Below are 12,017 nucleotides of genomic sequence, written 5' to 3'. Positions count from 1 at the left end.
ATATCTACCCATAAGTAATGGGCAATACTGGCAACGCCACTGGCATGAATTCTGGCGGGAATTCCTAGACCGCCACCGGCCATATCGGCGGTGGTTCGGTGGGGCCGTCCGGGTCTTCCGGTTCGGTCTGTTCCCGGAGATAGCCGAGAATCGCCTCCTGGAGCTCCGTGCCCTGGCCCAATCCCTTGTTTCCGAACAGCCGGTTGAATTCCAGTACGTAAGGGTGGCCATCCACCAGCGCAATATCAAAGCCTGCGTGATCAACACCCAGATCCCTGGCCAGCCGCAACGCCAGGTCCGTCATCACCGGGGGAACCGGACTGTTGTCAATGCGGCCACCCCGGGCCACATTGTTGTAGAAGCCCTGATCGGCCTGGGTTCGCCAGTAAGCCGTCAGCACCTGATCGCCAACCACCACAACTCGCGCATCCCGGTCCAGAGGGAGGTATTCCTGGCCGTAGAGCACGTCGGTGCGTTCGCAGTAGCGGCGCCAGTCCTCACGGGATTCAATCAGCCAGACGCCTTCGCCCATGCTGGCCTTGGGGAGCTTTGCAACGAACGGATGCACCATGGCATCCCAGATCATGTCACGTTCCACCGGGCCGTTGGCCTCAATCATGGTCCAGGGCGTGTGCTCCGGGGCCACTGCCTGGAATGCACGGGTCATCTCCACCTTGTCGTGGCCGATGCGGTAGCTGGCTTCGCTGGGAAACACCCGGCACTTGAGACCGTGAACCAGGGCATTCAGCTGCCAGTATTCTGGGAACAGGACCCAATCCGCTTCCCGCAACAGTTCTTTATGGCGCAGAAACTGCTCCGGCTTGAGGACGGTGGTGTCGGGAAAACCGAGGGTTCGGAAAATATCGAAGGAAACAAGGTGCATGGATACTGCGCACTCGGGGTTGAATTGCGCGTATTTTATACAGGGCTGACATTCAGGCAAGTGCTATTTTCACGTCCGGACATCAGGAAAAGACCGTACAGGTGCTACCCTTGAAGCAGCACAGAAGCACGGGAGGGCGGAATGCAGGAACTTGATGCGAGGGCAGAGTCTATTCTGGCCGCACTTAAAGCGGACTCCCGGTCAGGCGCTACACAGCTGGCACTGAACACCCTCGATCAACTGCTATCTTACCTGGACGAGGTCGAGCCAGAGGGCGAGACATTTCTGAGGCTACTGGCAGAACTCCGGGCGGCACGCCCTAGCATGATCGCGATTGGCAATGCACTGGCCATGATCGAGCAGCGTCTATCCAGTGATGTTCAGGTCGCACGGCAGGCCGTCATGGACATCAAAGACCAGCTGGAAAATGCCACCGGAACCATTGTCCGGCACGCCCTCGATCTTCTGCCAGGGTCGCCGGTGATACTGACCCATAGCGCCAGCTCCGCAGTGCTGGCGCTGTTTCGTAACATGGCGGAACAGCGCCAGGCCTTCTCTGTCATCTGCACCCAGAGCAGCCCGGGCTTCGAGGGCCACTCCCTGGCACGGGCGCTGAACGAGCTAGCCATACCCGTCACCCTAATCACCGATGCGCAGATGGGACTGTTTGTGCCCCAGGCTGACCTGGTGATCACCGGGTGCGATACCTGGCTTTCCAATGGGCATTTTATCAACAAAAGCGGTACACACTTGTTGGCTCTGGCGGCCCATGCGGCCGGGAAGCCCCTCTGGGTTCTTGCCGACAGCTTCCGGAACAGCGACGCCGACCCCGGGTCGGTTGAACTCGAGGAAATGCCCGCGGAAGAACTCAACGCACCGCCGGGAGACTGGATAACGCCACGGAATATCTACTTTGAGCGGGTGCCACACGCGCTGGTCAGCAAACGCATCAGCGAGTTGGGCGTTTTTTCGTGCCCTGCTGAGCCTCGGCGGTAAACGGATCTTCCGGCCAGGGATGCTTGGGATACCGCCCACGCATATCCTTGCGCACCTCGGGGTAGGCGTTATGCCAGAAACTGGCCAGATCGGCGGTGACCGCCAGAGGCCGTTGCGCGGGGGACAACAGATGAAGCACCACCGGTACCCGCCCACCGGCAACGGCAGGGGTTTCTTTCCAGCCAAACAGCGCCTGGAGCTTGGCCGCCAACACCGGGCCATTGTCGGCGGTGTAATCCAGACTCACCCGCTGGCCGGTCGGTATGGTCAGATGTGTTGGCGCCAGACTCTGAAGCTGCTGCTGGGACGGGTAATCAATCAGGCTGTTAAGGGCCGCCAGCAAGTCGATCCGGGCCAGATCGGACCATCGGGTCATGCCGACCAGAAACGGGCCCAGCCAAACCTCGAGACTATCCAGTAACGCCGCGTCATCGGTGTCCGGCCAGCCGGAATCCGGGAAGGTTCTGGCGAGCAACCTCATTCGGGCACGCCACTGGCGACTGCCATCACTCCAGGGCAGGCTTTCCAGGCCCTTCTTCCGAATCGCGCTGAGCAGCCCCTGCCGGACCAGTTCCGGATCCACCCGGCCGAGCGGCTTTTCCTGAAGCACGAGTTCACCCAGTTTTCGCGCACGCCGCGCCAGAATTTTACCCTGGCTGTCGTCCCACAGTGCCTCTTCGATCTCCTGTATGTGGTCAGCCAGGTCGAGCTCCAGGTCCGGAATGTCCACCGGCGCGGCCAGGTAAATCGTGGCTTCGCGGGCCTGGCCATCCAGCTCGGCCGCCACCAGCCACTCGTGCCGTGCCAGGGGATCATCCTCTCTCAGTACCGCACCTTTGCCATTACTGAGCTGATACCTCGCCGCCTTATCCGATCGCCGCCTGGCAATACGGTCCGGATAGGCCAGGGCAAGCAATCGGCCGATTTCGGTCTCCGAGGGCGGTGTTGCCTCAGTCGTCCCGGGCCCGGAAAGACGCCGGGCCGACTGGCGTACAGCCTTCAGGCGAGCGACATCCAGCGTGCGATCCCGCCGTTCCCCGAAGAACACCCGAACCCGCTCGTGCATGTCCGCACCAGTTCCGGGGCCCAGGAGATCACGCTCTTCCAGCAAGGCGGCCACGGCCGCAGCCGCGCCTCCGAGCCCTATAGAACGGCCTTTCAGCACCATATGCGCCAGTCGCGGGTGTATACCCAGCTCCCGGGCCGCTTTGCCGTGGTCCGTAATAGCTCCGTCTGAATCGAGCAGATCGAGCCACCGCAGGAGGGCCACAGCCTGCCTCCAATGGGCGGCAGGGGGCTTATCAATCCAGGCGACGGCATCGGCTTCCCGCGCGCCCCACTGGGCTAATTCCAGCACCAAGGGTGCCAGATCGGCCTCCAGAATTTCGGGCGGCGTGTAATCGGCCAATCCGAACTGTTCCGATTCGCTCCACAATCGATAACAGACCCCGGGCTCCATCCGGCCGGCCCGGCCTTTACGCTGTTCCGCAGAAGCCCTGGATACCCGGCCAGTGACCAGGCGGGTCATGCCACTGTTGGGATCAAAAACGGCCCGACGCTGCTGACCGCAATCGATAACAACCCGAACCCCTTCAATGGTCAGACTGGTTTCGGCAATAGCCGTAGCCAACACCACCTTGCGCTGGCCTTCGGGAGCCGGTGAGATTGCCTGGTCCTGCTGCTCCGATTTCAGATTGCCGTATAGTGGAGCAAGCATCACCCGGTCCGGCAGGTTTGCACGGAGCTGTTGCTCAACCCGACGTATCTCACCCACACCGGGCAGAAACACCAGCAGTGAGCCGCTTTGATCAGCCAATGCCTCCCGAACCACAGCGGTAACCTGATCCACCATGCGGCCACTGCGCGGCAACGGCCGGTAATGAACATCGACCGGAAACGCCCGTCCTTCACTGGTTATTACGGGAACGTCTCCAAGCACTTGCGCAATCGGCCCGGTATCCAGGGTTGCGGACATCACCAGCAACCGCAGATCCTCCCGCAACGCCTGCTGCGATTCCCGCACCAGGGCCAGGCCCAGATCCGCCTGCAAAGAGCGCTCATGGAACTCATCAAAGATGACCGCCGCGTACTCCTCCAGCATCGGATCCGCCTGGATCAGCCGGGTCAGGATGCCTTCGGTCACGACTTCGATCCGGGTGGCCGCAGACACACGGGTATCCAGCCTTGTGCGATAGCCTACCGTCTGTCCGGGCTGTTCATTGAGTTGCCGGGCCATGAACCGGGCGGCAGAGCGAGCTGCAAGCCGACGGGGCTCCAGCATCAGGATCTTGCCGTCACCGCGCCAGGGCGCATCCAGAAGGGCGGCAGGCACACGGGTGGTTTTACCGGCACCGGGCGGAGCCTGCAGAAGTACAGTAGTCGTGCTTTCCAGGGCCGCATTCAGGTCTGGAAGAATGGCATCAATAGGGAGCATCGGATTCCGGGTTTCTGAAGCGTCAGGAGCTCACCCGTTCCCGATTGGCCTTTGCCCACTGGTAAATCCGCTCAAAGGCCTCGGCCAGGTTGTGCGGATTATGGGGCGGCTGGATCACAGCAGCAAGTTCACCGTCGGGGTTCAGCAGCGCAAAATGGCCGCTGTGATCCACCAGCAGCTCGCCATCGACCTCACGATGGACAAACACCGCGTTCAGGCTTTTGGCCAGTTCCCGCAAGGTGTCCAGATCTCCGGTCAGACCATGGAAATTTTCACCGAAGAAATCCGTGTAGGCTTTGAGTTTCTCCGGCGTATCGTGCTCCGGATCGGCGCTGACCAGCAGATAGTCAGGCTGGGGCAATTCCTTGGACAGCAGCTTGTCGGTCTGGCGCAAATTGGCCATGGCTGCCGGGCAGATATCCGGGCAATTGGTGTAGCCCATGAATGCAATGGTCCAGCGACCCCTCAGACTCTCCCGCGTGACCGTTTCACCGTTCTCATCCGTCAGCGTGAACTCTGCCAATTGACGAGGCTGATCATAGACATACGTATTGAACTCCGTCAGCTCCGGCGCCGGAATCGGTTCCTGGTTACCCACCAGGAACACCTGCCGTCCGACAACCAGTCCAAAGATCAGAACAACGATTAGCAGAAGGCAGAACAGGGTAAGGCGAATAGAGCTGGAGCTTTTCATGGGTGGTCCACTTCGTTGATCAGATAAGCAGACGGGGATGGCTTTCCGAAACCGTGCGGAGCCATGGATGGCGTAGCCGGGCGTACACGGACGTATTTACAGCGTGTTTCGGAAAGCCATCCCCGCCTGCGTCAGCACAATGTCTGACTCAAAAGAATACAAAATGATCCACAAGCAATACCACAAACAGGGCCATGAGGTAAGTGATGGAATACTTGAAGGTATTCAGGGCCACCCGCCGATCGTCACCCTTCAACAGCCTTACCGCATACTGCAGAAAGCGCAGGCCAAGGGCCAGGGCGCCCACCAGGTAGATACCGCCGGACATGCCTGTGACAAAAGGTAGCAGACTGACCGCCAGCAACATCAGGGTGTAGAGCAGGATGTGCAGCTCGGTGAACTTGTTGCCATGGGTGACCGGCAGCATGGGAATGCCCGCCTTGGCGTACTCTTCCTTGCGATGGATAGCCAGAGCCCAGAAATGCGGCGGGGTCCAGGCAAAAATGATCAGCACCAGCAGCAGAGCGTGGCCCTCAACCTGGCCGGTCACAGCGGTCCAGCCCAACAACGGTGGCATGGCCCCGGCAAGACCTCCGATGGTGATGTTCTGGGGCGTAGCACGCTTGAGGAACAGGGTATAGACACCAGCGTAACCCACCAGGGAGGCGAGGGTCAGCCAGGCAGTGAGGTGGTTCACCTGCCACATCAGCACGGCCATACCAACACACGCGAGTATCGTTGCGAACAGGATCGCATCCAGAGGCGAGATCTTGCCTGTGGCCACCGGGCGCTTGCGGGTGCGAGCCATGACGGTGTCAATTTTCTGGTCTACCACATGGTTGACCACCGCAGCCGAGCCGGCAAGCAGGGCAATACCCAGATTGCCCCAGACCAACACGCCCCAACCGGGCACGCCTGGCGCCGCCAGCAGCATGCCGATCACCGAGGTAAGGATCATCAGCGCGACAACCCTGGGCTTGGTCAGCTCCAGAAAGTCACGCCAGGAAATGGTTGTTCTGGAGTCGCTCGCAATTGCCTGGGCCGGCAGTGCTTCCACTTGCTCGCTCATGCCGTAACCTCCTGGTTCATTGTTGTTGTGTGTGTTGCCGGGATGCTATGTGGTTCGAGTAACAGCTGATGCCGCCAGATCAGGTGAATGACTGACAACAGCAGACCTGCGCCCATGGCGTTGTGGGCCACGGCGATGGACAGGGGAATATGGAAAATTACGTTGGCCAGACCCAACAGGATCTGAACACCCAGCAGGACCGCCACCAGCCGGATGGCGTTATCCAGGCCGGAATCACCACGTCGACGCCACATCAACGCCAGTAATGCGGCGAAATAGACCAGCACCAGCATGGCACCGAGTCTGTGAGTGACATGAATGGCCACCCGGCCATCCGCCGTCAGCTGGCCACCCAGGTAGTTCGGGCCCACATGCTGGGTCACGTCAAAGCCGTGCCGGAAATCCATGCCCTCAGGCCACCACTGGCCCTGACAGGTGGGCAGATCGGTACAGGCAACGGCCGCGTAGTTGGCCGCTGTCCAGGCCCCCAGGGCAATCTGCATCACCACTAACAGCAGCCCGCCATAGAGCCAGGGCCGGAAACCGGACAGGGCATTGGATGGCGGGGGCTCCCGATCCCCTGTCCGTCTGGCCTGACGTCGCAACCGGAGGGCCAGCAGCGTCAGGAGACTCAGGGTGGTAAAGCCGCCAAGCAGGTGCAGCGCCACCACCTGGGGCCACAGTTTCAGGGTCACCGTCCACATGCCGAAAGCGCCCTGAAGAATGATGAAACCGGCGATAAACAAAGGCAGCTTTACCGGAACACCCTGGCGCCGGTTACGAACCGCGTAGGCCGCCAGGCCGAACACCACCAGCCCCAGGGTGCCGGCGGCGTAACGGTGGATCATTTCGGGCCAGCCTTTTTGCACATCCACCGGCGTATCGGGAAAACGGGCATTCGCTATGGCAATGTTCGATTCGCTCTGGGGCACCGTGAGAAAACCATAGCACCCGGGCCAGTCAGGACACCCCAGCCCTGCGTGCACCAGGCGGGTCCAGGCACCCAGCATGATCACGACAACCGCCAGCAAAACGGCAAAGGTTGCCCACTTTGCCATCTTGTGGGCTGCCGTAGTTGGGGAAACAGATGACTGATTCAAGGCTGACTCTCCGCTCTGGCCATTAACCGATCTGCGACAGTTTGAGCAGGTGTTTCAGGTCCTCCAGCATATCCTTACCAGTATGCTCGGAACCGTAATGCATCATCACATTACCGAACGGATCAACCAGCAGGATGCGCGGCTCCGCTTCCGGATTGATACCGGCTGGCCAGTCCGGCCGGGCACCCGCCGCAGGCACAAGGCGCTCCATGGAGCTGTATTCGGAGGACCAACGCGCCTGCAGATCGGAGGGCACACTACCCAGTGCGGCAGCCCGGGAGACCCGGTTGGCGTTCTTGCCAAGGGCGATATTCACCTGCCTGGCCAGATAGAGCAGCTCTTCGCACTGACTGCCACATTGGCCGGCAGCCACAATCATGAGCCAGTCCGGATCGATTTTTTCCGGGCCAAAGCGTTCTGCCAGCGGAGTACCGGAAGCCGTTTCGAGATTGAGCGTTGAAACCGGGGCCACTGGCTGGAGCAAAACGCCGTTATTGGTGTGGCCGGCCGGGTTCAGCCAGCCGGTATAAAACATGATGGTTGCAACAATCATCGGGCCAAAACCCAGCGCAAACAGGAGGAATGCCGTGCGACGGCCGCGACGCACCTGTTCCGGGGTTGGCCCTTCGTTGTGTTCCTGGTCGGATATCCGGTTAGCCATTGTCATTGTCATTATTGGCTCCTGTCTTTCGGTAACTCGCCACTATAGTCAATATAGTCAGCGCCACGGCCAGCGCAAACCATTGCGTGGCATATCCGTAATGGGTTTGTGGCCCCATCAGGTCCGGTTCCCAATCCGCCCGGTAAGCGCCCGGCTGGCGATTGCCGGAAAGCCTTACTATTTTGTCGGGAAGATCCGGAATCTCCTTTCGTGCGGCCTCTCCGGACAGACTCTGTACCCGCCGGGGCCACGGACCGCCTGCCTCTGGCTGATCCACCAGCACCGGCGGCACCGGATAGTCACTGAGTCGACCTTCCAGGGTAAAAATCCCTTCCGGCGTTTCCAGCTGCGGGAGCTGATCCCGGGTTCGCGGCGCCTGGACCCAACCGCGATTAACCACAATCGGCGGCCCTTCCAGAGGACGAAACTCTGTCAGGACTTCATAACCCGGGATGCCATCACGGGTCCGGTTATCCAGCAGCCAGTTTCGGCTTCCGTACATCCCGGTCAGTGTCAGAGGCCGACCACGGGTCAGATCACCGGACTCCATGTCCTGCCAGGCCCGGTTTTCCGCTTCCTGCTGCCACTGGTTCAGCAGAAGCTGCTTTTCTTCCGCCCGATTCAGCTGCCAGACACCGAGGCCAATAAGTATGGGCAGGAAGACGCCGCTGAACACCAGCAATCGCCAGTCAAAGTGCCATTGACGGTGTTGGCCCTGCGAATCAGACATGCTCTGCTATAGTGACCTCAACGGGTCTGGAACCTGTTCCTGCCCGTACATTCACTGCACCTACAAAAACAGGAACTCCCATGCTCAAGGGCTTTATCGTTTTTCTGATGCTTGCCGTCGTGGTGAGTCTGTTCAGTGGCCTGTTCTTTCTCATCAAGGATGGCGGCAAAACCAACCGGGTGGTGAACTCCCTGGCGGTTCGGGTCACACTCAGCATACTGCTCCTGGCGGTCATTCTGATTGCTCTGTGGCAGGGCGCCCTGACATTGAACCCGACGCCCTGATCAACCTTTTTCAGAGAATGTAGACAAAGACAAAGAGACCAAGCCACACCACGTCCACAAAGTGCCAGTACCAGGCCGCCGCTTCAAACCCGAAGTGATTATCGGCCGTGAAGTGGCCTTTGTTTATGCGAATCAGCATGATGATCAGCATCAGAGACCCGAGAATCACATGTGCCCCGTGGAAGCCTGTCAGCATGAAGAAGGTGCTGCCGTAGATCCCGGATTGCAGAGTCAAATCGAGGTCCTGGTAGGCGTGCATGTACTCATAGCCCTGGACAAACACGAACACGATGGCCAGCGCAATGGTCAGGGCAAGCCAGAGCTTGGTTTTCGCCCGATTGCCCGCCTTCAGGGCATGGTGAGCCACGGTTACCGTGAAGGAAGATGTCACCAGCAGAATGGTATTCATCAACGGCAAGCCCCATGCACTGATGACCTCTTTGGGTCCGGGGTAGGCCTCCGGGCTAGGGTTATTGATGAGAGGCCAGCTCGACTGAAAGCCTTCCCACAGCATGTTGGAGGAACCCCGGTCGCCCTCGCCACCCAGCCAGGGCACAGCGAAAACCCGAACGTAAAACAGGGCCCCGAAAAACGCGGCGAAGAACATCACTTCCGAGAAAATAAACCAGCTCATGCCCCAGCGGAAAGAACGATCCATCTGCGGACTGTAAAGCCCGGCCCGGCTTTCCTTGATGACGTTCCCGAACCAGCCGAACAACATGTACGCCATGATGATGGCGCCAATCATGAACATGATCCAGGCACCGGTGGTGCTCTCGCCCTGCTTGCCGTTGACCATGATGGCCGCAACCCCATAGAGGGTCACGCCGAGGCCAACCGTCGCAATGATGGGCCACTTGCTCTGTTCCGGAACGTAGTAGGTCTGGTTTTCCGCCATGACAGTCTCCGATGGCTTATCCGTTATCGTTTGTTGTTGTGTCTTTCCGGGAAGTTTGCGTTACCGCCGGCTGCTTGCCCTGATCGTAAAGCGTATAGGACAGGGTGAGTTTCGTGATGTGCGCCGGCAGGTCTTTATCGACGATAAAAATCAGGGGCATTTCAGTGCTTTCGCCGGCTTCAAGCGGTTGCTGGTTGAAGCAGAAGCACTCGGTCTTGTGGAAGTAGAGCGTGCCTTCCGAGGGCGCAAGGCTGGGAACCGCCTGCCCGACCATCGGCTCGGCCGTGGGGTTCTCGGCATAGAAGTTCACCGTCGTCGGCTCTCCGGGATGCACTTCCACGGAGCGCACAACCGGGCGAAACTTCCAGGTCATTCCCGGGCCATTGGACGCAAGAAACTGAACTTTTACCGTCCGGCTCATGTCAGCTTCGGCCACCTCGGTGGACTCGTATCGCCCGCCGGTTTTGCCGTTTATCCCGGTAATCTCACAGAACACGTTGTAGAGAGGCACCATGGCAAAGCCGAAGGCAAACATGCCAACTACCCCGGCCAGGCACCAACCCACAACACGGTTGGTGCTGCGGGATGCGCCTGCCTTGTTTGCCTGCTGGTTCGACATGGTGCCGGCCTCCGGTTACTTAACTTCCGGTGGTGTCGAGAAGGTGTGGTAAGGCGCCGGTGAGGGCACGGTCCACTCAAGACCTTCGGCACCATCCCAGGGCTTGGCGGCCGCCTCTTTGCCACCCCTGATGCACTTGACCACGATAAACAGGAACAACAGCTGTGTGGCACCGAACATGAATGCACCGACACTGGAAACCATGTTGAAATCGGCGAACTGCAGCGCGTAATCCGGAATCCGTCGTGGCATGCCTGCCAGTCCCAGGAAGTGCATCGGGAAGAACGCCAGGTTCATGCCAACAAAAGACAGCCAGAAATGGGTCTTGGCCAGGGTTTCGTCATACATGTGCCCGGTCCACTTGGGCAGCCAGAAGTAAGCCGAAGCGAAGATCCCGAAGATGGCACCCGGCACCAGCACATAGTGGAAGTGGGCAACCACGAAATAGGTATCGTGGTACTGGAAGTCAGCCGGCGCGATGGCCAGCATCAGACCGGAGAAACCTCCAATGGTGAACAGGATCACGAAGGCCACGGCAAACAGCATGGGCGCCTCAAAGGTGAGAGAACCCCGGAACATGGTGGCCACCCAGTTGAACACCTTCACCCCGGTGGGCACCGCGATCAGCATGGTGGCGTACATGAAGAACAGCTGGCCAACGATGGGAATGCCAACGGTGAACATGTGGTGGGCCCAGACCACGAAAGACAGCAGGGCAATGGCACCGACCGCATAGACCATGGAGGCATAGCCAAACAGGGGTTTGCGGGAAAATGCCGGAATGATATGGGAGACCGCCCCGAAGGCCGGGAGGATCATGATGTATACCTCGGGGTGCCCGAAGAACCAGAACACGTGCTGGAACAGTACCGGATCGCCGCCGCCGGAGGCGTCAAAGAAGCTGGTGCCGAAGTTGATGTCCATCAGCATCATGGTCACCACACCGGCCAGGACCGGCATCACCGCAATCAGCAGGAACGCCGTAATCAGCCAGGTCCAGACAAACAGGGGCATCTTCATCAGGGTCATGCCCGGCGCCCGGAGGTTCAGGATGGTGGCGATCACGTTGATCGCGCCCATGATCGACGAGATACCCATGATGTGGACCGCGAAAATGAAGAAGGTCGTGCTCGGCGGCCCGTAGGTTGTGGACAGGGGCGCGTAGAAGGTCCAGCCGAAGTTGGGACCGCCGCCTTCCATGAACAGGGTGGAAACCAGAATCAGGAAGGCGCAGGGCAGCAGCCAGAAGCTCCAGTTGTTCATCCGGGGCAGCGCCATGTCTGGAGCCCCGATCATCAAGGGCAGCATCCAGTTGGCAAGGCCGACAAACGCCGGCATGACCGCACCAAAGACCATGATCAGACCATGCATCGTGGTCATCTGGTTGAAGAATTCCGGCTGCACGATCTGCAGCCCGGGCTGGAAGAGTTCTGCCCGGATGACCATGGCCATGCTCCCGCCCAACAGGAACATGGCAAAGCTGAATATCAGGTACATGGTCCCGATATCCTTGTGGTTCGTGGTCAGCAGCCAGCGGCTGATGCCTTTTGCCGGGCCGTGATGATGATCCTGGGCGTGGGTATCTGCAACCGCACTCATGAAAACCCCCGTTACCGCCATTTATTGTGGCTGGTGATATCTGTTATCTG

At 59.6% G+C, this 12,017-nt stretch carries 12 protein-coding genes; 2 read left to right on the top strand and 10 right to left on the bottom strand.

The features are described 5' to 3' along the window. Positions 1 to 64: 64 nt before the first annotated feature. Entirely contained in the window at positions 65 to 883 is an 819-nt protein-coding gene (locus tag BM035_RS12660; RefSeq protein ID WP_092032221.1) for a hypothetical protein, read from the bottom strand. A 141-nt stretch (positions 884 to 1,024) separates the two neighbouring features. Here BM035_RS12660 and BM035_RS12655 point away from each other — a divergent pair, with 141 nt between their 5' ends. After that, complete coding sequence (locus BM035_RS12655; protein ID WP_092032218.1) at positions 1,025 to 1,879, top strand: translation initiation factor eIF-2B; 855 nt, start codon at positions 1,025 to 1,027, stop codon at positions 1,877 to 1,879. On the opposite strand, the gene hrpB is transcribed toward BM035_RS12655, so the two are convergent. The 6 genes from hrpB to BM035_RS12625 form a co-directional block, all read right to left on the bottom strand. Beyond that, positions 1,833 to 4,313, bottom strand: a complete 2,481-nt coding sequence (gene hrpB, locus BM035_RS12650) for an ATP-dependent helicase HrpB (protein WP_092032215.1) — start codon at positions 4,311 to 4,313, stop codon at positions 1,833 to 1,835. The two genes, BM035_RS12655 and hrpB, sit on opposite strands and share 47 nt — an antisense overlap. A 22-nt stretch (positions 4,314 to 4,335) precedes the next feature. Next, on the bottom strand, positions 4,336 to 5,007 hold the full coding sequence (locus tag BM035_RS12645; RefSeq protein ID WP_092032213.1) for an SCO family protein: 672 nt from the start codon (positions 5,005 to 5,007) through the stop codon (positions 4,336 to 4,338). A 148-nt stretch (positions 5,008 to 5,155) separates the two neighbouring features. Continuing rightward, positions 5,156 to 6,076, bottom strand: a complete 921-nt coding sequence (gene cyoE, locus BM035_RS12640; protein ID WP_008176734.1) for a heme o synthase — start codon at positions 6,074 to 6,076, stop codon at positions 5,156 to 5,158. Further along, the gene (locus tag BM035_RS12635) at positions 6,073 to 7,134 is read right to left on the bottom strand and encodes a COX15/CtaA family protein (protein ID WP_053113475.1); all 1,062 of its coding nucleotides are present in this window, start codon (positions 7,132 to 7,134) and stop codon (positions 6,073 to 6,075) included. The genes cyoE and BM035_RS12635 overlap by 4 nt, the downstream gene beginning before the upstream one ends. A 64-nt stretch (positions 7,135 to 7,198) precedes the next feature. Further along, positions 7,199 to 7,837: a hypothetical protein gene (locus BM035_RS12630; RefSeq protein WP_053113474.1), complete on the bottom strand. Its 639-nt coding sequence runs from the start codon at positions 7,835 to 7,837 to the stop codon at positions 7,199 to 7,201. Continuing rightward, positions 7,830 to 8,567: an SURF1 family protein gene (locus BM035_RS12625; RefSeq protein WP_092032210.1), complete on the bottom strand. Its 738-nt coding sequence runs from the start codon at positions 8,565 to 8,567 to the stop codon at positions 7,830 to 7,832. The genes BM035_RS12630 and BM035_RS12625 overlap by 8 nt, the downstream gene beginning before the upstream one ends. Positions 8,568 to 8,647: 80 nt before the next feature. Here BM035_RS12625 and BM035_RS12620 point away from each other — a divergent pair, with 80 nt between their 5' ends. After that, complete coding sequence (locus BM035_RS12620) at positions 8,648 to 8,851, top strand: twin transmembrane helix small protein (protein WP_053113472.1); 204 nt, start codon at positions 8,648 to 8,650, stop codon at positions 8,849 to 8,851. Between the two features lie 10 nt (positions 8,852 to 8,861). Here the strand turns inward: BM035_RS12620 and BM035_RS12615 are convergent, their stop codons facing one another. Genes BM035_RS12615 through ctaD form a run of 3 tightly spaced genes read right to left on the bottom strand, consistent with a single transcriptional unit; the run spans position 8,862 to position 11,967 of the window. Further along, entirely contained in the window at positions 8,862 to 9,749 is an 888-nt protein-coding gene (locus BM035_RS12615; RefSeq protein WP_014578903.1) for a cytochrome c oxidase subunit 3, read from the bottom strand. Positions 9,750 to 9,765: 16 nt separating this feature from the next. Continuing rightward, positions 9,766 to 10,368 (bottom strand): cytochrome c oxidase assembly protein, encoded by a 603-nt coding sequence (locus BM035_RS12610; protein WP_092032207.1) that lies wholly within the window; start codon positions 10,366 to 10,368, stop codon positions 9,766 to 9,768. A 15-nt stretch (positions 10,369 to 10,383) separates the two neighbouring features. Next, positions 10,384 to 11,967, bottom strand: a complete 1,584-nt coding sequence (gene ctaD / locus BM035_RS12605; protein ID WP_041645872.1) for a cytochrome c oxidase subunit I — start codon at positions 11,965 to 11,967, stop codon at positions 10,384 to 10,386. Between the last annotated feature and the right edge of the window lie 50 nt (positions 11,968 to 12,017).

It is taken from the genome of Marinobacter sp. DSM 26671, from assembly GCF_900112835.1.
In the GTDB taxonomy this organism is placed as follows: Bacteria; Pseudomonadota; Gammaproteobacteria; order Pseudomonadales; family Oleiphilaceae; genus Marinobacter; species Marinobacter flavimaris.
This window is presented reverse-complemented; position numbering and strand designations above follow the sequence as displayed.